This is a genomic window from Kitasatospora sp. CMC57, assembly GCF_045866025.2.
Taxonomy (GTDB): domain Bacteria; phylum Actinomycetota; class Actinomycetes; order Streptomycetales; family Streptomycetaceae; genus Kitasatospora.
On the sequence record NZ_AP035881.2, the window covers coordinates 2,566,863 to 2,593,391 of the forward strand.

19 protein-coding genes are annotated in these 26,529 nt (G+C 71.9%); 10 read left to right on the plus strand and 9 right to left on the minus strand.

Translation table 11 applies throughout. The features are described from left to right. The first annotated feature begins 325 nt into the window (after window positions 1-325). The 8 genes from ACKUU6_RS11340 to ACKUU6_RS11375 all read left to right on the plus strand — a co-directional run bounded on the left by ACKUU6_RS11340 (window position 326) and on the right by ACKUU6_RS11375 (window position 11,073). Window positions 326-4,018 carry a nitrate- and nitrite sensing domain-containing protein gene (locus ACKUU6_RS11340; protein ID WP_407988371.1) on the plus strand — a complete coding sequence of 1,231 codons (3,693 nt, stop codon included), beginning with the start codon at window positions 326-328 and terminating at the stop codon, window positions 4,016-4,018. A gap of 10 nt (window positions 4,019-4,028) precedes the next feature. Further along, window positions 4,029-4,442, plus strand: a complete 414-nt coding sequence (locus tag ACKUU6_RS11345) for a roadblock/LC7 domain-containing protein (RefSeq protein ID WP_057232378.1) — start codon at window positions 4,029-4,031, stop codon at window positions 4,440-4,442. A 146-nt stretch (window positions 4,443-4,588) separates the two neighbouring features. Next, window positions 4,589-5,035 carry a DUF742 domain-containing protein gene (locus tag ACKUU6_RS11350; RefSeq protein WP_407988372.1) on the plus strand — a complete coding sequence of 149 codons (447 nt, stop codon included), beginning with the start codon at window positions 4,589-4,591 and terminating at the stop codon, window positions 5,033-5,035. Beyond that, a complete protein-coding gene (locus tag ACKUU6_RS11355) occupies window positions 5,016-5,600 on the plus strand; it encodes a GTP-binding protein (protein ID WP_405019302.1) in 585 nt (194 codons plus the stop codon). The genes ACKUU6_RS11350 and ACKUU6_RS11355 overlap by 20 nt, the downstream gene beginning before the upstream one ends. A gap of 277 nt (window positions 5,601-5,877) precedes the next feature. Then, window positions 5,878-9,243, plus strand: coding sequence for a nitrate- and nitrite sensing domain-containing protein (locus ACKUU6_RS11360; protein ID WP_407988373.1), 3,366 nt, complete (start codon window positions 5,878-5,880; stop codon window positions 9,241-9,243). Window positions 9,244-9,253: 10 nt separating this feature from the next. Further along, entirely contained in the window at window positions 9,254-9,667 is a 414-nt protein-coding gene (locus ACKUU6_RS11365) for a roadblock/LC7 domain-containing protein (RefSeq protein ID WP_057232378.1), read from the plus strand. Between the two features lie 163 nt (window positions 9,668-9,830). Then, on the plus strand, window positions 9,831-10,508 hold the full coding sequence (locus ACKUU6_RS11370; RefSeq protein ID WP_407988374.1) for a DUF742 domain-containing protein: 678 nt from the start codon (window positions 9,831-9,833) through the stop codon (window positions 10,506-10,508). After that, window positions 10,489-11,073, plus strand: coding sequence for a GTP-binding protein (locus ACKUU6_RS11375; RefSeq protein WP_405019299.1), 585 nt, complete (start codon window positions 10,489-10,491; stop codon window positions 11,071-11,073). Before ACKUU6_RS11370 ends, ACKUU6_RS11375 begins: the two co-directional genes overlap by 20 nt. Before the next feature lie 57 nt (window positions 11,074-11,130). On the opposite strand, the gene cimA is transcribed toward ACKUU6_RS11375, so the two are convergent. The 4 genes from cimA to ACKUU6_RS11395 form a co-directional block, all read right to left on the minus strand. Next, a complete protein-coding gene (gene cimA, locus ACKUU6_RS11380) occupies window positions 11,131-12,738 on the minus strand; it encodes a citramalate synthase (RefSeq protein WP_407988375.1) in 1,608 nt (535 codons plus the stop codon). 330 nt (window positions 12,739-13,068) lie between these two features. Further along, a complete protein-coding gene (locus ACKUU6_RS11385) occupies window positions 13,069-13,635 on the minus strand; it encodes a Uma2 family endonuclease (RefSeq protein ID WP_407988376.1) in 567 nt (188 codons plus the stop codon). 95 nt (window positions 13,636-13,730) lie between these two features. Next, window positions 13,731-14,843, minus strand: a complete 1,113-nt coding sequence (locus tag ACKUU6_RS11390; protein ID WP_407988377.1) for a branched-chain amino acid aminotransferase — start codon at window positions 14,841-14,843, stop codon at window positions 13,731-13,733. A 143-nt stretch (window positions 14,844-14,986) separates the two neighbouring features. Beyond that, complete coding sequence (locus tag ACKUU6_RS11395; protein WP_407988378.1) at window positions 14,987-16,024, minus strand: 3-isopropylmalate dehydrogenase; 1,038 nt, start codon at window positions 16,022-16,024, stop codon at window positions 14,987-14,989. A gap of 136 nt (window positions 16,025-16,160) precedes the next feature. On the opposite strand from ACKUU6_RS11395, the gene ACKUU6_RS11400 reads away from it, so the two are divergent. Together ACKUU6_RS11400 and ACKUU6_RS11405 are read left to right on the plus strand one after the other, a co-directional pair. Next, window positions 16,161-18,692: a YfhO family protein gene (locus ACKUU6_RS11400; protein WP_407988379.1), complete on the plus strand. Its 2,532-nt coding sequence runs from the start codon at window positions 16,161-16,163 to the stop codon at window positions 18,690-18,692. Beyond that, on the plus strand, window positions 18,689-19,132 hold the full coding sequence (locus ACKUU6_RS11405) for a GtrA family protein (RefSeq protein WP_407988380.1): 444 nt from the start codon (window positions 18,689-18,691) through the stop codon (window positions 19,130-19,132). The genes ACKUU6_RS11400 and ACKUU6_RS11405 overlap by 4 nt, the downstream gene beginning before the upstream one ends. Here the strand turns inward: ACKUU6_RS11405 and ACKUU6_RS11410 are convergent. The 5 genes from ACKUU6_RS11410 to ilvN form a co-directional block, all read right to left on the minus strand. Then, window positions 19,073-22,357: a S8 family serine peptidase gene (locus ACKUU6_RS11410; RefSeq protein ID WP_407988381.1), complete on the minus strand. Its 3,285-nt coding sequence runs from the start codon at window positions 22,355-22,357 to the stop codon at window positions 19,073-19,075. The two genes, ACKUU6_RS11405 and ACKUU6_RS11410, sit on opposite strands and share 60 nt — an antisense overlap. 241 nt (window positions 22,358-22,598) lie before the next feature. Next, on the minus strand, window positions 22,599-22,751 hold the full coding sequence (locus tag ACKUU6_RS11415; RefSeq protein ID WP_407988382.1) for a hypothetical protein: 153 nt from the start codon (window positions 22,749-22,751) through the stop codon (window positions 22,599-22,601). 259 nt (window positions 22,752-23,010) lie between these two features. Next, window positions 23,011-24,591, minus strand: a complete 1,581-nt coding sequence (gene serA / locus ACKUU6_RS11420) for a phosphoglycerate dehydrogenase (protein ID WP_407988383.1) — start codon at window positions 24,589-24,591, stop codon at window positions 23,011-23,013. Between the two features lie 249 nt (window positions 24,592-24,840). Further along, window positions 24,841-25,839 carry a ketol-acid reductoisomerase gene (gene ilvC, locus ACKUU6_RS11425; protein ID WP_407988384.1) on the minus strand — a complete coding sequence of 333 codons (999 nt, stop codon included), beginning with the start codon at window positions 25,837-25,839 and terminating at the stop codon, window positions 24,841-24,843. Window positions 25,840-25,996: 157 nt separating this feature from the next. Beyond that, on the minus strand, window positions 25,997-26,521 hold the full coding sequence (ilvN, locus tag ACKUU6_RS11430) for an acetolactate synthase small subunit (RefSeq protein WP_057232724.1): 525 nt from the start codon (window positions 26,519-26,521) through the stop codon (window positions 25,997-25,999). Window positions 26,522-26,529: the final 8 nt, after the last annotated feature.

Sequence of the window (26,529 nt, forward strand, 5' to 3'; positions counted from 1 at the left end):
TATCTCGGACATTCAGGAACGTCCGCGACTCGTGGTGCACCGGGGACGCGTTGGCATGTATCCGGCGAGTGTCCGAAAAGGGTGGGATTCCTGGCCCGTTACCGCACAGTCCGTGAGACGGTGCGCGCACTGGGTAGCCCAGGACACCGACAGGTAACGCCCCTTGTTGGACTTCTCCCGCTGTGCTGGAATGCGACGGAAAAACTCGACACCGCCCCATCCGCGCAAGCGGGGAGGGGCGCCCGGTCCAGAGGTTGCGACGCCAGTGCAGGGACGTTTCAAGAGGGGCAGCGGCGCCGCGGGAGACCCGGAGTCGCGTGAGCCCGTGGCAGGCCCCCACCAGGCAGCGCCGCTCACCGGCCCCGGTGACCAGATAGTCGGTGGCGGCGAGCCCGAGGCGCAGGACGGCCAGGACGGCGCGGAGCAGTCCGAGGGCGGCCGTTCCCGGCTGCGCAGCTCGCTGACCAGGCGCCGTGCCACCGGTATGCGCCGGTTCGCCATGCGCAACTGGCGGATCCGTACCCGCCTGATCGCCCTGCTGCTGCTCCCCGTGGTGGTCGCGCTGGTCCTGGGCGGCCTCCGGGTCGAGTCCTCGCTGCAGAACTCCAAGCAGCTCTCGCAGATGGCCAACCTCGCCGACCTGGCCAAGAAGGCCACCGCCCTGGCCAACGCCCTGCAGACCGAGCGCGACATCAGCGCCGGTCCGCTCACCAACGGTGGCGTCGAGCGGGCCAAGGACGACGACATCGTCACCGCCCGAAAGACCTCCGACGCGCTCAGCAAGGCGTTCGCGGCCAGTTCGGACAATTTCGACGAGCTCGACCTGGCCGGTGGCAAGGCGCTGCTGCTCCAGGTCCGCCGTGACCTGAACCAGCTCTCCGAGGCCCGCAGCAACGCCTACCGGGACCCGGACAACATCCAGGCCACGATCACCAACTACGACGTGATCATCAAGAACCTGCTGTCCATCACGCAGGACATCGCGATCGCGTCGAACTCGACCGAGCTGGTCAAGATCACCCGCGCGCTGCAGCAGTTCTCGCTGGCCAAGGAGAACACCTCCATGCAGCGCGCCCTGATCAGCGCGGCACTGGCCAACCCGAAGGAACCGCACCTCAACTCCTCCGACGAGACCTTCGGCATCCGGCTGCAGATCTCCGAGGGCAACGCGCTCACCAACTTCACCGCGATCTACGGTGACAGCGAGGCCCAGGAACTCAACGCCGGCATGGCCCGCAACCAGCAGATCGCCGACTCGGACCGCTACACCAAGCGGGTGCTGAGCGCGAACGGCATCAAGCAGACCGAGCCGCTCTCGTACAAGCTCTGGTACGACCAGGCCAGCGTGAAGATCAACGCCCAGCAGAAGAGCGAGACCAAGCTGCTCGAGGCGCTGGACGGCAAGGCCGGCGAGCTCCAGGACGAGGCCGACACCGAGGCCCTGGTCAACGGCGCGCTGATCGCGCTGGTGCTGATCGTCGCCATCGCCGGTGCCGCCCTGGTGGCCCGCAGCATGGTGCGCTCGCTGACCCGACTGCAGGTCGCGGCCGAGGACGTCGCCGAGCGGCGGCTGCCCGAGCTGGTCAAGACCCTCTCCGAGAGCGACCCGCACGACGTCGACGTCACCGTCGAACCGGTCGGTGTCGACTCGGCGGACGAGATCGGGCACGTGGCGCACGCGTTCGACATGGTGCACCGCGAGGCGGTCCGACTGGCCGCCGAGCAGGCGCTGCTCCGAGGCAACATCAACGCGATGTTCACCAACCTCTCGCGCCGCAGCCAGGGCCTGATCCAGCGCCAGCTGTCGCTGATCTCCGAGCTGGAGAGCCGCGAGGCCGACCCGGACCAGCTGGCCAACCTGTTCAAGCTCGACCACCTCGCGACCCGCATGCGCCGCAACGGCGAGAACCTTCTCGTCCTCGCGGGCGAGGACCCGGGCCGCCGCTGGACCCGCCCCGTCCCGCTGGTCGACGTGCTCCGCGCCGCCGCCTCCGAGGTGGAGCAGTACGAGCGCATCGAACTCGCCTCGGTGCCGTCGGCCGAGGTCGCCGGACGCGTCGTCAACGACCTCGTCCACCTGCTCGCCGAGCTGCTGGAGAACGCCACCTCGTTCTCCAGCCCGCAGACCCGGGTCCGGGTCACCGGTCACGCGCTGCCCGACGGCCGGGTGCTGGTCGAGATCCACGACACCGGCATCGGCCTCTCCCCCGACGACCTGGCCGACATCAACGAGCGCCTGGCCAACCCGCCCGTGGTGGACGTCTCGGTCTCCCGCCGGATGGGTCTGTTCGTGGTCGGCCGCCTGTCGCTGCGGCACGGCATCCGGATCCAGCTCCGTCCCAGTGACTCCGGCGGCACCACCGCGCTGGTCATGCTCCCGCTCGACGTCACCACTTCGGGTGACCGGCGCGGCCCCGGCCGCCCCGGTTCGGCCCAGGGCAAGCAGCAGCGGGGTGTCGGTCCGACGCCGCGTCAGCAGGGCCGTCCGAACGTCGCCGAGGCGCTGGCCGGCCGTGGCGCGGCCGCGCTCGGCCAGGGCGGTCCCGGCGCCGCGCCGGGCGGGCGCCCGCAGCTCGGCCAGGGTGGCCGCCCCGGTGGTCCCGGCGGCGCCCCCGGTGCCGGTGGTCTGTTCGGCGCCCCCGCGGGTGCGCTGCCCGGCCGCGAGGGCGGCCAGCCGCCGCGCGAGCAGCAGAACGACGGACTTCCGCCGCGTCGCGTCCCCGGCGCTTCCGGTGCGCCCGGCCTGTCGGGCCAGGCCGGCCCCGGTGCCGGTCCGCAGCGCCGTGGCCCGCAGGACCAGGGTCTCGGCCAGGGCCGTCCCGGCCAGCAGCGTCGCGGTCCGGTCGGCGAGCCCACCGGGAACGCCGCCGACACCGCCTGGGCCGACCAGCCGCAGCACGGCCGGTCCGCCTCGCCCGACGCAGCCCGGCGCCGCCCGCAGGAGCCGGCCCAGCGTCAGCCCTTCGAGCAGGCTCCGGTCCAGCAGCAGGCCCAGGCACCGCAGCAGCAGGTTCCGGCCCCGCTGGAGGCCGGCGCACCGGACGGCACCGTGCAGTTCGCCCGGCCCCGGTTCGAGGCCAGCGAGATCGACCCGCGCGACCCGCTCGGACTCGGCCTGGTCGAGCCGGTGCTGCCCACCGTGCCGACCCCGGCACCGCAGCAGCACGCTCCGCAGCCCCTGCCCCAGCCGGTCCAGCAGCAGCCGATGGCGCTGCCGACCGGGCCCGGGGTGGAGGACACCCAGCAGTGGACGCGTCCGCAGGACGCGCAGGCGGGCCGGCCCCGACAGGCTCAGGGCCCCGGCCCCGGCCAGGGTCCCGGTCAGCGCCCGCAGGCGCCGGGCGGCCAGGGTCAGCGCCCGCAGGGCGGCGGCCAGCCGCTTCCCGGCCGTGCCAGGGCAGAGGGCCGGCCCGCACCGCAGCAGGGCCCCGGCCTTCCCGGTGGCCCGGAGGACGGGTCCCGGACGTACCAGCCGCGGCGACCCGGTACCTCGGCGCCCGGCTTCGAGCCGTCCGCCCCGCGCCCGCAGCAGCAGGCCGGTCCGGCACAGGGCCAGCAGCAGGGGCAGGCCCAGCGCGCCCCCGGCTTCGGCGACGCGCCGTGGCGCCCGTCCGCCAACGACGAGCGCTGGCGCCGGGCCGAGCAGGTCAGGGAGCCGTCCTCCGACGGGCTGACCATGTCGGGCCTGCCCCGGCGCACCCCGCAGGCCAACCTGGTCTCCGGTACCGCCGAGGCGGCACCGCTGACCGGTCCGCAGGTCTCCCGCGCCCCCGAGGAGGTGCGCGGCCGGCTCACCAACCTGCGCCGCGGCATCCAGCAGGGCCGGCAGGCAGGCGCGGAGCAGGCCCAGGGGCAGCAGCCGGACCAGGGCCGTACGGGTCAGGGGCAGCAGCAGAGCCGCGGGCCGCAGGGCTTCGACGGCTTCGGGGGAGGCCACCGCAACGGCGGCGGCCGGCAGGACGGTGCGCAGGGCAACCCGGGTTCCGGGGAGTTCGGCCCAGATCACCAGGAGCGTTGAGTTGAGTCAGATGAGCCAGGCCGCACAGAACCTGAACTGGCTGATCACCAATTTCGTGGACAACACCCCCGGGGTGTCCCACACAGTGGTGGTCTCCGCCGACGGTCTCCTGCTCGCCATGTCCGAAGGCTTCCCCCGCGACCGGGCCGACCAACTCGCCGCCGTCGCCTCCGGCCTCACCTCCCTCACCTCCGGCGCCAGCCGGATCTTCGAAGGAGGCGACGTCAACCAGACCGTCGTCGAAATGGAACGCGGCTTCCTCTTCCTCATGGCAGTCAGCGACGGCTCCTCCCTCGCCGTCCTCGCCGCCCCCGACTCCGACATCGGCCTCGTCGGCTACGAAATGGCCCTCCTCGTCGACCGCGCCGGAGCCGTCCTCACCCCCGCACTCCGCGCAGAACTCCAGGGCAGCCTGCTGCACTGACGGTTCGTCAACCCCGACGCGCCGGACCGACCGACCCGGTCCGGCGCCCCTACCGTCCACCGCCGTGAGGCGGTTGGCCATCCCGCCTCGGCTGGCCTTCACCCAGCCGGAACCTGCTGCGAACGGCGGCAGCACAAGGAGGACTCATGACCCCGACACCCGCCGGCTCCTACGGCAACAACGGGTACGGCGGCGGCGGTTACGGCGCTCGGCAGTCCGGCAGTGGCTACGGCGGCCAGGAGTCCTACGAGCAGCAGCCGTTGGTCCGCCCGTACGCGATGACCGGTGGCCGGACCCGGCCGCGGTACCAGCTCGCGATCGAGGCGCTGATCTCCACCACCGCCTCGGCCGAGCGCACCGGCGGCCTGCTGCCGGAGCACGCCCGGATCGTGAGTCTCTGCCGCGAGGTGAAGTCCGTCGCGGAGATCTCCGCGCTGGCCGGTGTGCCGCTCGGGGTCGCCCGGATCCTCGTCGCCGACCTGGCGGAAGCCGGTCTTGTCGCCATCCACCAGCCCGCCGCGGCGGGCGAGTCGGGCGGAACGCCCGACGTGACGCTGCTCGAAAGGGTCCTCAGTGGACTTCGCAAGCTCTAACGCGGCCGCCCCCGCCCGCGCCACCACCTCGGCGAAGATCGTCGTCGCGGGCGGCTTCGGCGTCGGCAAGACCACCCTGGTCGGCGCGGTCTCCGAGATCAACCCGCTGCGCACCGAAGCCGTCATGACCAGCGCCAGCGCCGGCATCGACGACCTCAGCCACGTCTCCGGCAAGACCACCACCACCGTGGCGATGGACTTCGGCCGCATCACCCTCGACGAGGACCTGATCCTCTACCTGTTCGGCACCCCCGGCCAGGACCGCTTCTGGTTCATGTGGGACGACCTCGTCCGCGGCGCCATCGGCGCCGTCGTCCTCGTCGACACCCGCCGCCTCGCCGACTGCTTCCCCGCCCTCGACTACTTCGAGAACAGCGGACTCCCCTTCGTCGTCGCCCTCAACGGCTTCGACGGCCACCAACCCCACACCGCCGACGAAGTCCGCGAAGCACTCCAACTCGGCCCCGACACCCCCGTCATCACCCTCGACGCCCGCCGCCGAGACAGCGCCAAAAGCGCCCTCATCACCCTCGTCGAACACGCACTCCTCGCCCGACTCCGCTAGCCCTCGCGGGCGCGGGCGGGCGGCGTGTGAGAGTGATAACGGTTCGGTAGGCATTTAAAGATCGAAAGTAACTCCCTGTAAGGTCTGGACCGCGCAAAGCAGCATTCGGTCCTCTCTTGATAGGGAATGTCTGATTTGTACGCAGCGAAACGTGCGCAGATGCCTGTTTGTCCCCCATCCGCGCACGTGCTGAAATGCCAGCTACCCCCGTAGCCACCCTGGCAGTTCCACCCAGCAGCGGGCTGCGGCCAGCGGGGATGAGAGAGGTTGTTGTCGAGTGAGGCGTAAGCAGCCAGTCACCCCACAGCGGCGCTCCGAGCCCCGCGAGAACGAGCCAGGCGGCAACGGCCGGGCCTCCGGGTTCTCGGCGTTCACGCCGAGTGCGGAGGAGCGGCCCGCCCCGGGAGTCAACGGACCGGACGGCGCGAAGAGTTCCGCGAGCGCCCCGCCGGCCCCGAGCCGGTACGAGTTCCTGGCACCCCGGAACTGGCGGGTGCCCACCCGTCTGATCGCGATCCTGCTGATCCCGGTGGTGATCTCGCTGGTCTTCGGTGGCCTCCGCGTCAACAGCTCGTTCGACGACTTCGTCAAGGCCACCCACGCCGAGAAGACCGCCCAGCTCGCCAAGGCCGCCACCGAGCTGGCCCACGCGCTGGAGAGCGAGCGTGACCTCACCTCGATACCTCTGCTGGTCGGGCAGGACGACAAGGGCGAGGTGAAGAAGTACCGGGACAAGACCGACCAGGCTCTCGCCGAGTACCGCGCCGCCTTCGACCAGGTCTCCGACGACGACATGCTCTCGCGCCGCAACGCCGCCTTCCAGCAGCTGGTGGTGCACCTGCCGCACCTGCGCGAGAACGCCTACAAGCGCGAGCTGTACGCGACCGCGACCCAGTCCGCGTACTCCATGCTGCTCGCGCCGCTGATGGCCTTCGACAACTCGGTCGGCTTCGGCAGCTCCAGCGTCACCAGCAAGGGCCGGGCGATCTACGCCATGTCGCTGGCCAAGGCCTCCGCCTCGACCCAGCGCGTGCTGATGTTCAACCTGCTGGTGGGCATCAGCCAGAAGCGGACCACCCCGCAGGAGGAGCTCGAACTGGTCCAGCAGCTGGCCGTGGCCAGCAAGCTGGAGCAGGTCTCGGTCAACGAGTTCAACACCGGCTCCCCCGCCGAGGACGTCCAGGTCTACGCACGGGCCCTGGCCACCCAGGCCGTCACCGACCAGCGCGCCGCGCTGAAGGTGCCGGGCACCGACAACGCGCCGACCATGCAGGGCCTGATCTCGCTCGGCCTGTCGTTCGTCGGCACCGCGCGGAACAACCCGGCCGAAGAGGCCAAGGCGTTCCAGGCGGTCCGTGACGCCGGGCTCACGCCCGAGGCGTGGAACCAGGCCACGGCGAGCCACATCAACGCGCTCCGCAGCGCCGAGACCACGCTGCTCGAGGAGGTCGTCCGGGACGCCGCGAACATCAAGAACCGCGCGCAGACCGACATGATCGTCAACTCGGTCATCGTGGTGGTCTCGCTGGCCCTGGCCGGTCTGCTGACCGGCCTGATCGCCCGCTCGATGATCCTCGGCATGCGCACCCTGAACAGCGCCGCGCTGGAGATCGCCAACCACCGTCTGCCCGACCTGGTCGAGAAGCTCTCCAAGACCGACCCCGACCGGGTGGACACCTCGGTGTCGCCGATCCCGCTGCACGGCAAGGACGAGATCGGCGAGGTCGCCCGCGCCTTCGACCAGGTCCACCGGCAGGCGGTCTCGCTGGCCGCCGAGCAGGCCCTGCTCCGGGGTAACGTCAACGCGATCTTCACCAACCTGTCCCGCCGCAGCCAGGGCCTGATCCAGCGCCAGCTGGCGCTGATCACCGACCTCGAGAACAACGAGGCCGACCCGGACCAGCTGGAGAACCTCTTCAAGCTGGACCACCTGGCGACCCGTATGCGCCGCAACGGTGAGAACCTGCTCGTCCTCGCGGGCGAGGAGGCGGGCCGCCGCTGGAACACCCCGGTCCCGCTGGTCGACGTGCTCCGCGCCGCCGCCTCCGAGGTCGAGCAGTACGAGCGCATCGAGCTGGCCGGCATCCCCGAGGCCGAGGTGATCGGCGCTGCCGTGACCGACCTCGTCCACCTGCTCGCCGAGCTGCTGGAGAACGCCACCTCGTTCTCCAGCCCGCAGACCCGGGTGCTGGTCAACGCCACCCGCCTGCCCGACGGCCGGGTGCTGGTCGAGATCCACGACAAGGGCATCGGCCTCACCGCCGAGGACTTCGCCGAGATCAACGAGAAGCTGGCCGAGCCGCCCACGGTGGACGCCACCATCTCCCGCCGGATGGGCCTTTTCGTGGTCGGCCGGCTGTCCCAACGGCACGACGTCCGGGTCCAGCTCCGCCCGTCGGGCGAGTCGGCCGGCACCACCTCGCTGGTGATGCTCCCGCAGCACCTGACCGAGCTGGCCGCCCTGCCGGAGCCGGAGGAGCAGTTCACCGTCTCCCGGATCTTCGCCGAGCAGGAGCCACAGAGCGACTGGGCCGGGGTCGAGCAGGGCCGCAGCGCGGCCGAGCTGGGCTTCGACGACCACCTGACGGGCCGCGGCGGCAGCAGCGGCTTCAGCCCCGCCCTGGAGGCCATGCAGCGCTCCCAGCGGCTGGACCAGCGCCGCCGGACCGCCCTGGAGGCGGGCCCGGGCCAGGACGAGGTGATCGACGCCGAGGTCGAGGACTCGCCGTACGCGCCGGAGCGCTTCGCCGAGGACGGCTACGGCTACCAGCAGGACCAGTACGGCGACCAGCAGTTGACCGACGACGGCTACCGCGACCCGTTCGGCGCCCAGCAGTCCGGGCAGCAGTACGCCGAGGACGGCTACGGCTACCAGGACGAGCAGCAGTACACCGGCGCACCGTACGGCGGCCAGCCGTACGAGGAGCCGCAGTACGCCGAGGCGTCCGCCCAGGAGCCGTACGGGCAGCAGCAGCAGTACGGCTACCAGCAGGACCAGTACCAGCCGTACGAGCGCTACGAGGAGCCCTCCGGCCACCCGTACGCCCCCGAGCCGGCGGCGCTGCCCCCGGCCGCTCCGGCCAGCACCCTCGGTTCGGGCCTGCCGCAGCGGCGACCCGGCCAGCAGCTGGCCGGTGCCGCGGCCGACCGCCCGAGCGGCAACGTGTTCGGCGGCGGGCAGGACGAGGCCGAGGCCGAGAAGCCCAACTGGTTCGCCGGTGCCAAGGACACCACCGAGGCTCCGGAGAACCGGGGCCACGAGGTGTCCGCGCTCGGCGGCTACGGGCCGACCGGACCGACCGGTGCCCCCAGGGGTGACTGGCAGTCGCCCAACGACGGCGACTGGCAGCGCGCGGGCCAGCTCCGCGAACCGGCCGCCGGCGGCACCACGCCGTCCGGCCTGCCCCGCCGGGTGCCCAAGCAGAACCTCGTCGCCGGGAACGCCAAGCCCAGCGTCCAGGACGGCCCCCAGGTCTCGCGCAGCCCCGAGGAGGTCCGCGGTCGCCTGACCAACCTGCGCCGCGGCGTCGAGCAGGGCCGTAGTGCGGGCGCGGACCAGGCCAACACCGGAAGCTTCCGGATCGACCCCCAGCAGCAGAACAGCACCGATCTCTTCGGCGGCTCGAACCACCAGGAGCGTTGAGTTGAGTCAGATGAGCCAGGCCGCACAGAACCTGAACTGGCTGATCACCAATTTCGTGGACAACACCCCCGGGGTGTCCCACACAGTGGTGGTCTCCGCCGACGGTCTCCTGCTCGCCATGTCCGAAGGCTTCCCGCGCGACCGGGCCGACCAACTCGCCGCCGTCGCCTCCGGCCTCACCTCCCTCACCTCCGGCGCCAGCCGGATCTTCGAAGGAGGCGACGTCAACCAGACCGTCGTCGAAATGGAACGCGGCTTCCTCTTCCTCATGGCAGTCAGCGACGGCTCCTCCCTCGCCGTCCTCGCCGCCCCCGACTCCGACATCGGCCTCGTCGGCTACGAAATGGCCCTCCTCGTCGACCGCGCCGGAGCCGTCCTCACCCCCGCACTCCGCGCAGAACTCCAGGGCAGCCTGCTGCACTGACGGTTCGTCGGATACCGTCCTGGTATTCGAAAGACCTCATGTCCGTCCCGGGCCCCAACCGTGGGCCCGGGTTCGGACGTTGTACGGCTTTCGCACCACCGGCAGCGGCCCCTCGGGGGTCGGTGCCTGCACCGCACCGCCGCACCTTGTGAGGAGAGGAACCGTGACCCCGCCCGACGACCGCAGCGGCCAGTACGGCGTTCCGTACCCAGGCACCGGCCATGACGCCTTCGGAGCCCCCGGCGTCGGCCCCGGTCAGCCGTACGGCCAACCCGCCTACGGTCAGCCGCAGTTCGCGCAGCAGCAGCCCCCGCCCCAGCAGTACGGCGGCCTGCCGAGCCAGCCCCAGTACGACCAGTCCGCGCAGTACTACGGCCAGCCACAGTCCGGGCAGCAGCAGCCGCAGCGCCACGGCTACCAGGACCACCAGGGTCCCGGGGGCTATCCGGAACAGTCCGAAGAGCCGGGCCACGTCGAGGAGTTCGACGACGACCACGACTCCGGACCGCTGATCCGGCCGTTCGCGATGACCGGTGGCCGCACCCGGCCCCGCTACGAACTGGCCTTGGAGGCACTGGTTTCGGCCAATGTCGCTCCGGACCGGCTGGCCTCGATGCTCCCCGAGCACCAGCGGATCTGCACCCTGTGCACCGAGGTGAAGTCCGTCGCCGAGGTCTCGGCCCTGCTCAACCTCCCCCTCGGGGTGGCACGCATCCTGGTGGCCGACCTCGCCGAGGCCGGCCTCGTCGCCATCCACCAGCCCGCCGCCGGCGGCGAATCCGGCAACCAGCCCGACGTCACGCTGCTCGAAAGGGTCCTCAGTGGACTTCGCAAGCTCTAACGCGGCCGCCCCCGCCCGCGCCACCACCTCGGCGAAGATCGTCGTCGCGGGCGGCTTCGGCGTCGGCAAGACCACCCTGGTCGGCGCGGTCTCCGAGATCAACCCGCTGCGCACCGAAGCCGTCATGACCAGCGCCAGCGCCGGCATCGACGACCTCACGCACACCGCGGGGAAGACGACCACCACGGTCGCCATGGACTTCGGCCGCATCACCCTCGACGAGGACCTGATCCTCTACCTGTTCGGCACCCCCGGCCAGGACCGCTTCTGGTTCATGTGGGACGACCTCGTCCGCGGCGCCATCGGCGCCGTCGTCCTCGTCGACACCCGCCGCCTCGCCGACTGCTTCCCCGCCCTCGACTACTTCGAGAACAGCGGACTCCCCTTCGTCGTCGCCCTCAACGGCTTCGACGGCCACCAACCCCACACCGCCGACGAAGTCCGCGAAGCACTCCAACTCGGCCCCGACACCCCCGTCATCACCCTCGACGCCCGCCGCCGAGACAGCGCCAAAAGCGCCCTCATCACCCTCGTCGAACACGCACTCCTCGCCCGACTCCGGTGAGACCAGCGCAGCGGAAAGGGCCCGCCGTAGGCACGGCGGGCCCTTTCTGACACCTGATCAACTGTCGGGCGCCAGGCCGGCCCGGATCAGGCCGTAGGTGTACGCGTCCTCCAGTGCCAGCCAGGAGGCTCCGATCACGTTGTCGGCCACCCCGACCGTGGACCAGGTGGCCACGCCGTCGGTGGACTCGATCAGCACCCGGGTCTTGGAGCTGGTGCCGTGCGCGCCCTCCATGATCCGGACCTTGTAGTCCACCAGCTCCAGGTCGGCCAGCTGCGGGTAGATGTGGCCGAGCGCGCTCCGCAGCGCCTGGTCCAGCGCGTGCACCGGGCCGTTGCCCTCGCCGGTGGCGATCCGGCGCTCGCCCTGCGCCCAGAGCTTCACCGTCGCCTCGTTCCCCGGCGTGCCGTCCGCCAACTGCTCGCTGATGGTCCGCCAGGACTCCAGCGTGAAGAACCGCTCCCGGCTCCCCCGCACCTCGTCCCGGAGCAGCAGCTCGAACGAGGCGTCGGCGGCCTCGTAGGTGAACCCCAGGTTCTCCTGCTCCTTGACCTTGGCCACCACCCGGCCGACCAGGTCGCGGTCGGCGGAGAGGTCGTAGCCGAGCTCCTTGCCCTTGAGCTCGATCGAGGCCCGGCCCGCCATGTCGGAGACCAGCATCCGCATGGTGTTGCCGACCAGCTCTGGGTCGATGTGCTGGTAGAGGTCCGGGTCGACCTTGATCGCGGAGGCGTGCAGCCCGGCCTTGTGCGCGAAGGCGGAGAATCCCACGTACGGCTGATGCGTGGAGGGCGCCAGGTTGACCACCTCGGCGATGGCGTGCGAGATCCTGGTCATCTCGGGCAGCTTCCCCGCGGGCAGCACCCGGCGGTCGTACTTCAGCTCCAACGCACCGACCACCGGGAACAGGTTGGCGTTGCCGACCCGCTCGCCGTAGCCGTTCGCCGTGCACTGCACGTGGGTGGCGCCCGCGTCCACGGCGGCCAGCGTGTTGGCCACCGCGCAGCCGGTGTCGTCCTGGGCGTGGATGCCGATCCGGGCGCCGGTCTCGGCGATCACGTCGGCGACGATCTCGCGCACCCCGAGCGGGAGCATCCCGCCGTTGGTGTCGCAGAGCACGACCACGTCGGCGCCGGCCCGGTGGGCCGTGCTCACCACGGCGAGGGCGTACTCGCGGTTGGCCCGGTAGCCGTCGAAGAAGTGCTCGCAGTCGATGAAGACCCTGCGGTCCTGCGAACGCAGGTACTCGACGCTGTCCCTGACCATCTCCAGGTTCTCGTCCAGCGTGGTGCGCAGGGCCAGTTCGACGTGGCGGTCGTGCGATTTGGCCACCAGGGTGATGACCGGGGCGCCCGAGGTGACCAGCGCGGCCAGCTGCGGGTCCTCGGCGGCCTTGCCGCCGGCCCGCCGGGTGGCGCCGAAGGCCACCAGCTGGGCGTGCCTGAACTCCAGCTCGACGGCGGCCCGGGCGAAGAACTCGGTGTCCCGGGGGTTGGCCCCCGGCCAACCCCCCTCGATGAAGCCGACGCCGAACTCGTCCAGGTGCCGGGCGATGGTCAGCTTGTCGGCGACGCTGAGGTTGATGCCCTCGCGCTGGGCGCCGTCGCGCAGCGTGGTGTCGAAGACGTGGAAGCTGTCGTTGGGTCGGCTGCTGGCCTCGGTCATGACCCTGGGTTCTCCGTTCGGGGAGTTACTGCTGCTGTTGCCGGGATACGTGATCCGGCTCCACTGTCCGGCATCCCGCGCGCCCCCGGTGTCCCCGAGCCCCCTCGTGAGGGGCCGGTGGCCGGTCCGGGAAAAACAAAAAACCCCTCGCGGATGCGAGAGGTCTGCGCGCGGGTCTGGACGCTGGTGGTCGCTCCGCGGATGTGGTTATCCGTGAGCGGTCACTGCGGACCGGCGCGCCTGCTGCTAATAATCAGCGAAAGCGAAGACACTCTCGGAGTCTGGCACACCATCCGCGATGCGGCTGCGCCGTCTCGCGATCCGGGACGCTCAGGTCAGCCGGTCGGTCGAGAGCTCGAACCCGAACGGCTCGGGCAGCGGCAGCGGGTCGCCCGTCGGCACGCTGACGGTGGTGGTGTAGTCGCCGTGCCGCGGCTCGCTGAGCAGGACGACCTTGTTCTCGCCGCGGTCCACCAGCAGGTAGAGCGGGATACCCGCTGCGGCGTAACCCCGTCGCTTCGCCTCACGATCCTTGACAGGACGACTGGAGGTGATCTCGACGACCAGGAGCACCCGGTCGGGGACCATCCACGAAGGCTGACCGTCGAAGGCGCCTTCCTCCGCGAAGGTACCGTCAGGAATGTAGCGGTCCCCGGGGACGATGATGCCCTTGTTCCCGGCGAACGTGATGTCTCCGTCGTACCGGCGGAACACCTGCCGGACGATCCGGCCGATCGCGGCCTCGTGGTCGCCGTCTGGCGGTGGGGTCACGATGATCTCCCCGTCGATGAGCTCCGCCTTGAAACCCTCGGGGGTGTCCAGGGCCAGGAAGGCTTCCAGGAGGTCTCCGTCCGGACTGCGCCACGTCTCGCCGTAGTCGTGCGACAGCGCGCTCATGGCCGCTCCTTCCGATCCACACAGCTCAACGAGTGGGGTGAGTCGAGGTTACCCGGGCCGGGCGTCCCACAGGCCGCGGGACGCCCGGGCGAAGGTCAGACGATCTTGTGGAGCCAGCCGTGGGTGTCCTCGGCCTGGCCGCCCTGGAGGGCGAGGAGGGCCTTGCGGAGCTCCATGGTGACCGGGCCGGGCTCGCCGGTGCCGACGGTCCAGTCGGCGCGGGCGGACTTGACCGAGCCGACCGGGGTGATGACGGCGGCGGTGCCGCAGGCGAAGACCTCGGTCAGGGTGCCGTCGGCGTTGCCCTGCTTCCACTCGTCGGTGGAGATCTTCCGCTCGGCGACGGCGTAGCCCCGGTCGGCGGCGAGCGAGAGCAGCGAGTCGCGGGTGATGCCGGGGAGCAGCGCGCCGGAGAGCTCGGGCGTCACGATCTCGGCGTCCTTGCCCTCGCCGAAGACGAAGTACAGGTTCATCCCGCCCATCTCCTCGATCCACCGGTGCTCGGCGGCGTCGAGCCAGACGACCTGGTCGCAGCCCTTCTCGGCGGCCTGGGCCTGGGCGACCAGCGAGGCGGCGTAGTTGCCGGCGCACTTGGCGGTGCCGGTGCCGCCGGGAGCGGCCCGGACGTACTCCTCGGAGAGCCAGACCGAGACCGGCTTCACGCCGCCGGGGAAGTAGGCGCCGGCCGGGGAGGCGATGATCATGAAGAGGTACTCGTTGGCCGGGCGGACGCCCAGGCCCACCTCGGTGGCGAACATGAACGGGCGCAGGTAGAGGCTCTGCTCCGGCTCGTTCGGCACCCAGGCCTGGTCCTGGCGGACCAGCAGCTCGACCGCCTCGACGAAGGCCTCGGTCGGCAGCTCCGGCATCGCGAGCCGGCGCGCCGAGGCCTGGAAGCGCTCGGCGTTGGCGGTCGGGCGGAAGGTGGCGATCGAGCCGTCGGCCTGGCGGTAGGCCTTCAGGCCCTCGAAGATCGCCTGGCCGTAGTGCAGCGTCATGTTCGCCGGGTCGATCTCCAGCGGGGCGTACGGGGTGAGCTGCGCGTCGTGCCAACCCCGGCCCTCGGTCCACCGGATGGTGACCATGTGGTCGGTGAAGACCCGCCCGAAACCGGGATTGGCCAGCCGGGCCGTGCGCTCGCTGTCCGACAGCGGGTGCGCGGAGGGCTTGAGGTCGAACGTGATGGGCGCCTGGGTGGGCGTACTCATGACTGCCTGTCCTTCACCGTGGGGTTGGTCGGGGCCGCCACCATGGTGTTCGAACGCACGAAGGCACGGCCCACTGTCGATACTCGCATCCAGAGGGCCGTGCCGAACAGCCAGCAGGGGCTGTCGCGATGTGTTCCGGCCCGTCAGCCGGATACTCGGGCGGCGAGCGCGTCGCCGACCTCGGAGGTGGACCGGGTGCCGGAACGGGCCAGCAGGTCGGCCGCCACGGCCGCCTCGACCCTGGCGGCCTCCTCGGCGAAGCCGAGGTGCTCCAGCAGCATGGCGACCGACAGCACGGTGGCGGTCGGGTCGGCCTTGCCCTGGCCGGCGATGTCCGGGGCCGAGCCGTGCACGGGCTCGAACATCGACGGGAAGGCGCCGGTCGGGTTGATGTTGCCGGAGGCGGCCAGGCCGATGCCGCCGGTGACGGCCGCGGCGAGGTCGGTGAGGATGTCGCCGAACAGGTTGTCGGTGACGATCACGTCGAAGCGCTCGGGCTGGGTGACGAAGAAGATGGTCGCCGCGTCCACGTGCAGGTAGTCGGTGCTGACCTCGGGGAACTCCTGGCCGACCTCGGCGAAGATCCGCGACCAGAGGTGACCGGCGTGCACCAGCACGTTGTTCTTGTGCACCAGGGTGAGCTTCTTGCGCGGACGCGCGGCTGCGCGGCGGTACGCGTCCCGGACCACCCGCTCGATGCCGAACGCGGTGTTCAGGCTGACCTCGGTGGCGACCTCGTGCTCGGTGCCGGTGCGCAGCGTGCCGCCGTTGCCGACGTACGGACCCTCGGTGCCCTCGCGGACCACGATGAAGTCGATCTTCGGTTCGCCGCCGAGCGGGGACTGCACTCCGGGGAGCAGCTTGCCGGGGCGGAGGTTGATGTGGTGGTCGAAGGCGAACCGCAGCTTGAGCAGCAGCCCGCGCTCCAGCACTCCGGACGGCACGCTCGGATCGCCGATGGCGCCGAGCAGGATCGCGTCCTGGGTCTTCAGCTCCTCCAGCACGGCGTCCGGCAGGGTCTCACCGGTGCGGTGGTAGAGCCGGGCGCCGAGGTCGTACTCGGTGGTCTCGACCTTGACGTCGCCGGGGAGGACGGCGGCGAGCACCTTGAGGCCCTCGGCCACCACTTCCTGGCCGATACCGTCACCGGGGACAACTGCGAGACGAAGGCTGCGAGACATGCAGGCGACCCTACTCCGCGTCCCAGGGGCTGACACCTGACGTCCGCCATTCGGACGCCGCGTGTCGCCTCGCGGCGATCCGGCCGGAGTTGGGACATTACCGGAGCAGCACACCGACCGTCAGGAGCACCCCCACGTGAGTGAATCCAGCCGCCGGGCCGAGCTTGCGGCGGCCGGGCTCGCGGCCGGGATCTCGATGGGCGCCTACTGCCTGGCGACGGCGATCCACGGGAGTTACCCCTTCGGCTCACGCTCGCGGGCGGTGGGCGACCTGGGCGACAGGTACGTCCCGTTCCACGCCCACCTGTGGGACCTGATGCACGGCGACACCACCGGTGACCTGCTCCTCAACTGGAACAGCGGCTACGGCGCGCCGTTCCTGGCCGACTTCGCCGACTATCTGATGAATCCCTTCTCCTGGCTGGTCGGGCTGTTCCCTCGCTCGGCGGTGAACTTCCCGGTCTTCCTGGTCACCCTGCTCTGCATCGGCCTCGCCGCGGCGCTGATGACCCGTTTCCTGGGCCGCCTGCACCCGGGCTCCCGCTTGCTGCGGGCGCTGCTCGCGGTCGGGTACGGGCTCTGCGCCTGGGTGCTCGACGTCGGCGCGGCGGAGCCGATGTGGATGTGGGGCCTGGTCTCGCTGCCGCTGCTCTGCCTGGCCGGTGACTGGTGCCTGCGGGAGAGGCACTGGGTGCTCGGTTCGCTCGCGGTCGCGGTGGCCTGGGCGGGCAACTACTACACCGGGGCGATGGCCACCCTCGGCGCCGCACTCGTCCTGCTGCTGCGGGTGGCCCTGCTGACGGAGCGTCCGGTGCTCGCCCGGCTGAAGGTGCTCGCCCGGGCGGTCACCATGCTCCTGTTCGGGCTGCTGCTGGCCGCGCCCGTCCTGACGGTGGGTCTGACGGCGGGACGGAACAGCCAGCCGGCCCCGCTGGCGACGTACGACGGGCCGCCAGGGCCCGTCGGCTACCTGGTCCAGCTGCTGCCGGGCGGCCGCTCGGACCACCCCCTGCCGGACGTCTCGGTCGGCGTCCTCGGCCTGCTGCTGGTGGCCTCCCTGCCGTTCAACCGCAGGGTCAGGCCCGGGGAGCGGATCGGGTGGTACACGCTGCTGCTCGTGGTCGGGGTGAGCTTCGTCTGGGAACCGACCGTCCTGGTCTGGCATGGTCTGACCCTCCCGGAGGGCAGCCCCTACCGGGCCGCCTTCGTGCTGAGCGGGCTGCTGGTGATGGCAGCCTGGGTCTCGCTCTCCCGCCGCCCGGACCCGTTCGCGCTGGCCGGCGGCGCCGGGGTGGTGGTGCCGGTCGCGCTGCTCGGCCTCGGGCAGGACTCGGTCCGCACCGCGACCTGGGTGCTGCTGTCGGCGGGCGGGGTGCTGGTGCTCGGCGCGCTGTGGCTGCTCGAACGCGGCACCGCGCGGCGAGCGGTCTGCGCGGTGCTGACCGTCGGGGTGCTGGCCGGGGCCACCCTGTCGACGTACTCGGTCACGGTGGCCCGCGACCGGCTGTCGCTCCGGGCCAGGACCACCGTCAGCGCCGCGACGCCGGCGGCCCACCAGGTGATCCGGCAGGCGGACGACTGGCCGGACAGCCGGACCGACCCGGGGCCGCACGAGTTCACCGGCAACGACCCGCTGCTGATCGGCGGCGAGGGCGGCTCGTACTCGTCCGAGAACCTGCCCAGGACCACCGCCGAACTGCTGCACGATCTCGGCGCGGGCTGGTACGACCACGGGCGGCACACCCTGAGCCCGGCGGACCCGGTCGGCCGGGCGCTGTTCGGGGTGACCACCTACCTGGACGACGGGCCGGCCCCCGACGGCTTCACCACCGAACACGCACCGGCCGTACCGCTGATCACCCTGCGACCGGCCGGGGCCGCGCTCGACACCAGCTCGGTCTGGAGCAGGCAGCAGACGCTGCTGGACGCCACCGTGTACCGGATCCCCCAGCTCACCCCGACCGCAGGCCCGGCCCCGACCCTGCACGGCACCAGCGGCTGGTCGATCCCGGCCACTCCCGCGGGCGGCACCGGGACCACCTTCGAGGGCAGCTGCCTGCCCGGCGACCAGGTCTTCTTCTACGGGCCCTGGTTCGACGGCACGGTGCTGGGCCTCAGCACGACGTACAGCAGTCACGGCCACCAGCCGACGACCGCGATGCCGATCCGGCTGCTCGGCAACGCCCCCGCCGACGGCCGGTTCACCGTCGTGCTGCGGACCGGCGGCGCCGCCCAGATCCCGGTCCAGCCGGTCGGCTGCCTGGACCGGGCCGCGCTGGACCGGGCACTGACCCGGCCGAGCGGTGTGACTGCCGTGCACAGCGCCGGGCACTCCATCGACGCCGAGCTGCCGCCCGGCTCCACCGGCACCGCGCTGATCTCCGTCCCGGCGGTGCCCGGCTGGCAGTGCTCGGTGGACGACGGGCCCGAACGGCCGGTCTCCTCGGTGCTCGGCATGATCGGCGTCCCGCTCGGCGCCGGTGCCTCCCGGCTGAGCTGCGGCTACCTGACGCCGGGGCTGACGGCGGGGGCGGCGCTGAGCGGCGCGGCGCTGGCGGTCTTGGTCGGGGTCGCGCTGGTCACCCTGCTGCGCCGGAGGGCCCGGCGCGATCGGTCCGGTTCGGTAGCATCGGCCGGACCCACCTTTCGGAGCGGGGATTCCTGGTGAAGACGCAGTTCTGGCAGCTGGTCAGGTTCGCCCTGGTCGGGGTGGTGAACACCGGCACCTTCTACCTGCTCTACCTGGTCCTGCACCCCCTCCTGCCGTACTTCGCCGCGTTCACGGCGGCCTTCCTGCTCGGCATGGTCGGCTCGTTCTTCATGAACACCTACTTCACCTACCGCACCCGGCCGAGCTGGCGGAAGTTCCTGCTCTTCCCGCTGCCGAACCTCGCCAACTACCTGGTGCAGAGCGGCGGCGTGCTGGCCCTGGTGCAGTGGCTCGGGATGGACTCGCGGATCGCGCCACTGCTGGCTGCAGTCGTCGCGATCCCGGTCACCTTCGTGCTCTCCCGGCTGGTGCTGACCGGCCGGGCCTCGATGACGCCGTCAGCGGAGCCGGACGGTCTGGGCCCGGCGCCCGTCCAGGTTGAAGTGGTGGACCAGTAGCAGCCGGTCCGCCCCCGCCCCGTGCCGCCTGACCTCCAGGACGGCGCCGGGCTGTTCGGGCACCGCAACGGCCGCCGGGCCGCCCGCTCCCGCCCGGACGTCCAGCGCCGGGGCCAGCACGTCGATGGTCAGGGCGGGCCGCTCGCCGTCGAGGCCGATCGAGGAGAGCGCCGCCGCCGCGCTGGGCGTGCCGGGTTCGACGAAGGCCGTCCACAGGCCGTACCGGATCTTCGAGGTGCTCTGCTTCAGCCCGGGCAGCTTGGCGAGCCGGACCGGCAGCACCAGGGTGTCGCTGTCCAGCAGGCCGGTGTCGCGGTCGCCCCACCGGGCGTTCAGCGGCTGGACGTCGAGCTCCTCACCGGTTCTGGCGTCCAGGGTCCTGGCCACCAGCACATCGCTGCCCTTGAGCCGGGCGGCGGCCACCACCACGTCGGTGACCTGGTCGCCGTCGGTGTCCAGGGAAGCCCGGACGGCGACCCCGCCGGCCGGGGTGGCGGCCGGTGCCCACAGGCTCGCGGCCAGGTAGAGGGTGCCGTTCTCCAGCGGCTCGCCGCCGACCGCCGGGGCGTCGCTGGCGGCGCCCACCGCCCGCAGGTTGGCCATCCGGTCCCCCGGAGCGGTGACGCAGACGGCCGTGCCCTTCTCCTCGTCCCGCGCGCCGGGCGGGCAGTCCGGCCAGCGGTCCGCCTCGCCGCCGAGCGCGAAGGCGCTGACCAGGCCGCCGGGCGCGGTCGGCGCCACGGTGCCGGTGATGCCCAGCAGGGTGGTGCCGGCGGCCCGGACCTGCGGACCCGCCGTCAGCTCCGAGGCGGCGTGCGGCGCGGCGAACAGCGGCACCCGGAGCGCGGGCGGCCCTTCCTCGGCCGGGGTCAGCAGCAGCCGTCCGGACAGCTCGCCCCGGTAGCTCCGGGCCTTGCCGCCCTGCACCAGGTCGAGGGTCGGGTCGGGCGCCCGGTCCAGCTGCCCCGGTACCCGCAGGGTGACGGTCACTCTGGCGGTGCCGCCGGGCGGCACGGTGACCCGACCCGGCGTCAGCTCGAAGGAGGCTCCCGGCAGCTCGGTGGCCGCCAGGTAGCCGGTGCGGTACTCCAGCGGGCGGCCGGCGAAGCTGCGCAGCTCGACCTCCCGGCTCAGCGTGGTCGGTCCGCTCACCGGCACCGGGCCGAACGAGAGCCCGACCGCACCGTCCACCTCGGGCCCGGCCGCGTACGCGACCACCGGGGTGGCCACCGCCAGGTCGACCCTGGCCCGGCCCGCGCCGGTCCGCTCGGGCCCGTACACCGGGCCTGACCGGTCGTCACCCGCCCAGGTGTCGACGGTGGTGTTCATCAGGGCGGCCTTCAGCTGGGCCACCGTCCAGTCGGGGTGGGCGGCCCGGACCAGCGCGGCCAGCCCGGCCACGTGCGGGGCCGCCATCGACGTGCCGTCCTCGCGCATCCCGCCGGAGCCGGCACCCGCCTTGGCCGACCAGATGGTCTCGCCCGGCGCCGCGAGGTCCGGCTTGACCAGGCCGGGCAGCCCGATGCCGCGCGAGGTGAAGGTGGTCAGGGTGTCCGTCCGCTGGGGCTGCTCCTGGGCCACCGCGCCGTGCAACGGGTTGCCGGGGGTGGCCAGTTGGACGGTCACCGGGCCGGCCCCGACCGCGTTGAGCAGCCGGTCGCCGTCGGCCTTCGCGAGGATCGCGACCGGCACCCGGTCGTTGCCGGCCAGCTCGCCGAGGTGGTCGCCGTCGGCGGCGAACAGCGCGCCGAGCGCGCCCGCGTCCGCCGCGTGGTCGGCGCGGGCCGCCGAACCGCAGGCCCGGTCCGGGTCCTTGGTGCGCCAGGTCAGCAGCGCGATCCTGTCCTTGAGCCGCGCCGCGTCGGCGGCCGAGAAGGCCGTGCAACCGTCCGACTGGTCGACGGGCAGAGCCAGGAGGCCCTGTACTTCGCGGTCCGTCCAGTGCTGGTACTTGGCACTCCAGTGCGCCGGGACCAGCCCGGCCAGCGCCTGAGGTGCCAGCACCCGCAGGCCGTCCGCGTCGCCGTGCGCGTCGACCGAAGCGGCCACCGTGAGCACCCGGGCCGCGGTGCCCGGGCTGCCGCCGATCGCGAAGGCGTCGCCCTCGTTGCCCGCGGCGGCGACCACCACCGTGCCCAGTGCGGCAAGCCGGTCGGCGGCGATCGAATCCGCGTCGTCCGGGCCGCCGAACGGGCTGCCGAGCGAGAGGTTGACCACGTCCAGACGGTCCGTCAGGTCACCGTCGCCGTCCGGGTCGGCGGCCAGGTCGAGCGCCTGGGTCAGCTGGTCGGTCGAGCCGTCGCAGCCGAACACCCGGATCGCGAACAGCCGCGCCTCGGGCGCCGCGCCGGGGCCGACCTTGAAGCCCGCCGGGTCCAGGCCCGAGGTGTACGGGCCCCGGTAGGTCTGGCCCGCCGCCGTGACGCCGTACCCGGCGGCGGTGCCCGCGACGTGGGTGCCGTGGCCGTTCAGCGCGCAGTCGATCGGGTTGTCGTCCGGCTTCGGCGTGCCGGCCTCGGACGTGCCCGGGGCGTACGCGTCGCCCACCAGGTCCCGTCCGCCGTACACCTTCTCGGTCGGGAAGAGCGCCTTGGGCGCGGTCTTGGCGCCGTCCACGTCCTTGAACGCCTGCTCGGTGCCCGGCCCGCCGAAGTCGGCGTGGGTGTAGTCGATGCCCGAGTCGATGATGCCGACGCTGACGCCCCGGCCGGTGTTGCCGGGCTGCCCGGCCCAGACCGCGGGGGCGCCGAGCAGCGGGACGGAGTGCCCGTTGACCCGCTGCTTCAGTGCGATCGGGTGCACCGCGCGCACGCCGGGGAGCCGGCTCAGCGCGGGCAGGGCGGTGGCCGGGGCGCTCACCGCGAGCCCGGTCAGCAGGGTGCCGGTCCGGTACAGCTCGCGGGCGCCGGGCGCGGATCGCCTTACCGCACCCGCGAGTTGGTCGGCGGCCCGGCCGGCGGCCCGGCGCTGCTCGGCCCCGGCGGCCGAGGCCGCCCTGCGGACCGCGTCCGGCGACCTGCGCTCGCCGGTGGCCTGCTCGGCGGCCCGCCGCCAGGCCGGGGCGGCAGGCTCGGTGTCGAGTTCGAGCAGGACGCTGCGGCGGCCCCCCGAAGTGAATTCGGCCGGACCGCGCTCCGCCGCCGCACCGGCGAGCGGTACGGCGGCGAGCGCGAGCGAGCCGGTCAGCAGCGCGATGCCGAACCGGAGTGCTGAGCTGGTGCGCACGGGGCTGTCTCCCCCGGCAGGGGCTCTGGCGGGTCCGCGCCGTGCGGAGCCCGGTCACCCTTCCGGAGGCACCAAATTACGATCATCGCGCTGGGGAGGGCGAGCACCGTCCCCCGTACGGGGGCGCACTGCACTCCTGTGGGTGACGGATCGTCAGGCGTTCGGCCCAATGCCCGTAACCAGGCCGGGTGGCCGGTCGCGGTCCGGTCGCGACGGGCTCGGTGACCGGTCCCGACCGGGCTCAGTGGCCGGTGGCGCCGCCGTTGTCGCGGCGGTCCAGGGCGCGCTGCAGGGCGGCGGCGGCGTCCGGGTGCGGTTCGGCCCTGCGACGGCGGCGGGGGACCTCGGTCCGGGCGGCGGAGGCGGTGGCGTGGCGGTCTGCGGTGGGGGGCATACCGAACTCCTTGAAGGCGTGCTGGGTGAGGGTTCCGGGTACGCCGGCCAGGGGTCGCCCGCCGTGCTGCGTACGCGCGCACCCGGGCCTGGCGCCCTCGAGTCGGAGGGGCGGCTCGCCGGATGGCTCTTTCACGGTACGACCTGGAACGGGTGCTGTCTGCACGGATAGTTGGATTTCCTAGTATCTGAGACAGGACTCCCCCGGACGACGAAAAGGCCCGGCCCGCCGAAGCGGACCGGGCCCCTCCGACGTGTGGTCAGCCGAGGTTGACCGCGCGGGCGAACCGCGCCCCGATCGCACCCGCGATCTCGGTCAGGACCTCCTGCGAGACCTCGCTGTCCACCGTGATCGAGGCCAGCGCCTCGGAACCGTCCCGGGCCACCTGCATGCCCGCGATGTTGATGCCCGCGTCGCCGAGGATCCGGCCGAGGGTGCCGACCACGCCGGGGCGGTCCTCGTACTTGAAGAACGCCATGTGGTCGGTGAGCGCCACGTCCACGTCGAAGGCGTCCACGCCGACGATCTTCTGGACCTGCTTCGGGCCCGACAGGGTGCCGGAGATGGCGATCTCGCCGCCGGCCGCCAGGGTGCCGCGCACGGTGATCACGTTGCGGTGCTCGGGCGACTCGCTGGAGGTGGTGAGGCGGACCTCGACGCCACGCTCCTGGGCGAACAGCGGGGCGTTCACGTAGGACACCGTCTCCGCCACGACGTCCTCGAACACGCCCTTGAGCGCGGAGAGTTCGAGCACCTTCACATCGTGCTGGGTGATCTCGCCACGGACCTCGACGTCCAGGCGGACCGCGACCTCACCGGCCAGCGCGGTGAAGATCCGGCCGAGCTTCTCGGCCAGCGGCAGACCGGGGCGCACGTCCTCGGCGATCACGCCGCCCTGGACATTGACCGCGTCCGGCACCAGCTCGCCGGCAAGGGCGAGGCGGACCGACCTGGCGACCGCGATGCCGGCCTTCTCCTGCGCCTCGTCGGTGGAGGCGCCCAGGTGCGGGGTGGCCACCACGTTGTCGAAGGCGAACAGCGGGGAGTCGGTGCACGGCTCCTTGGCGTAGACGTCCAGACCGGCCCCGGCCACCCGGCCGTCGCGCAGCGCGGAGGCCAGCGCGGCCTCGTCCACGATGCCGCCGCGGGCGGCGTTGACGATCCGCACGGTCGGCTTGACCTTGTGCAGCGCCTCGTCGCCGATCAGGCCGATCGTTTCGGGGGTCTTCGGGAGGTGGACGGTGATGAAGTCCGAGACCTCGAGCAGCTCCTCCAGCGAGAGCAGCTTGACGCCCATCTGGGCCGCCCGGGCGGCCTGGATGTAGGGGTCGTACGCAACGATCTTCATGCCGAAGGCGGACATCCGCTGGGCGACCAGCACGCCGATCCGGCCGAGGCCGACCACACCGAGGGTCTTCTCGGAGAGCTCCACGCCGGTGTACTTGTTGCGCTTCCACTCGCCCTGCTTGAGCGCGGCGCTGGCCGGGGCGATGTTGCGGGCCGAGGCGATCAGCAGGCCGCAGGCCAGCTCGGCGGCGGTGACGATGTTGGAGGTCGGCGCGTTGACGACCATCACACCGGCCTTGGTGGAGGCCGCCACGTCGACGTTGTCCAGGCCGACGCCCGCGCGGGCGACCACCTTGAGCTTCTTGGCGGCCGCCAGGGCCTCCGCGTCCACCTTGGTGGCGGAGCGGATCAGGATGGCGTCCACGTCGGCGATCGCGGTCAGCAGCTCGGTGCGGTCCGCACCGTTGCAGTGCCGGATCTCGAAGTCGGGGCCGAGGGCGTCGACAGTGGCCGGGGACAGCTCTTCGGCGATCAGAACTACGGATTTGCTCACGACAGTGTGTCCTTAACTGTCCGGTTCTCCCCGCGCACGATGGTGGCGTGGAAAGCGGGGGAAGGTGGCATGCCGCGTAGATAGACGCACGACGCTGTGGGCCTGACGCGCACTCGGAAGTGTATCGACGGGCTGGGGGCCGGGCTGCTCCCGTCCGGCGAAATCACCCGGACGGGAACAGCCTGGTTGTACAAAGGAAGTTGTCGCGCGCGGCGGGCCCCCGCAGGGTGGCCGCGGGCGACGGACGGCCTAGGCCTTCTCGTCGACCCAGCTCATCAGACCGCGGAGCTTCTTGCCCGTGGTCTCCAGCAGGTGGTCGGCGTCGGCGCTCTTGTACTCGTTGTACTTCGGCAGGCCGGCCTTGTACTCGGCGATCCAGGTGTTGGCGAAGGTGCCGTCCTGGATCTCGGCGAGGACCTGCTTCATGGCGGCCTTGGTGTCGGCCGTGATGATCCGCGGGCCGGTCACGTAGTCGCCCCACTCGGCGGTCTCCGAGATGGACCAGCGCATCTTCTCCAGGCCGCCCTCGTACATCAGGTCGACGATGAGCTTCAGCTCGTGCAGGCACTCGAAGTAGGCGATCTCCGGCTGGTAGCCGGCCTCGACCAGGGTCTCGAAACCGGCCTTGACCAGGGCGGCGGTGCCACCGCAGAGGACGGCCTGCTCACCGAACAGGTCGGTCTCGGTCTCCTCGGTGAAGGTGGTCTTGATGACGCCGGCCTTGGTGCCGCCGATGCCCTTGGCGTACGACAGCGCCAGGTCGAAGGCCTTGCCGGTGGCGTCCTGCTCGACGGCCACGATGGCGGGGACGCCGCGGCCCTCCTGGTACTGGCGGCGCACCAGGTGACCCGGGCCCTTGGGGGCGACCATGCAGACGTCGACGTCGGCCGGGGGCTTGATGAAGCCGAAGCGGATGTTCAGGCCGTGGCCGAAGAACAGGGCGTCGCCCGCCTTCAGGTTCGGCGCGATGTCCGCCTCGTAGACGTCGGACTGGATCGGGTCCGGCACCAGGATCATGATGACGTCGGCCTCGGCGGCGGCCTCGGCGGCGGTGACGACGCGCAGGCCCTCCTCCTCGGCCTTTGCACGGGAGGACGAGCCCTCCTTGAGGCCGACCCGGACGTCGACGCCCGAGTCGCGCAGCGACAGCGCGTGGGCGTGGCCCTGGCTGCCGTAGCCGATGACCGCGACCTTGCGGCCCTGGATGATGGACAGGTCAGCGTCGTCTTCGTAGAACAGCTCGGCCACGGGGGCACATCTCCTTGCGTGGTGGTGATGCCGGTGCGTACCTACCGTACGTGGACCCGGCGGGGGTGTGGGGCAGTGCTTCAGGGTGTGAGACAGCAGAGGTGCCGCGCGAAGCGCGCGTCAGGCGAAGGGCGTGGTGGTGGGCGACGGGCGGGCGTCAGGCGCTGCGGTCGAGGGCCCGCAGCGAGCGGTCGGTGATCGACCGGGCACCGCGCCCGATCGCGACCAGACCGGACTGGACCAACTCCTTGATGCCGTACGGCTCCAGCATCCGGAGCATCGCCTCCAGCTTGTCCGAGCTGCCGGTGGCCTCGATGGTCACCGCGTCGGGCGAGACGTCGACCGTCTTGGCCCGGAACAGCTGGACGATCTCGACGATCTGCGACCGCGTCTCGGCGTCGGCCCGGACCTTCACCAGGACCAACTCGCGCTGGATCGCGGCGGACTGGTCGAGTTCGACGATCTTTATCACGTTGACCAGCTTGTTCAGCTGCTTGGTGACCTGCTCCAGTGGGAGGTCCTCCACGTTGACCACGATGGTCATCCGGGAGATGTCCGGGTGCTCGGTCGGGCCGACGGCCAGCGAGTCGATGTTGAAACCCCGACGGGAGAACAGGGCGGCGATCCGGGCGAGCACGCCGGGCTTGTTCTCGACCAGGACGGAGAGGGTGTGCTTGGACATGATCATGG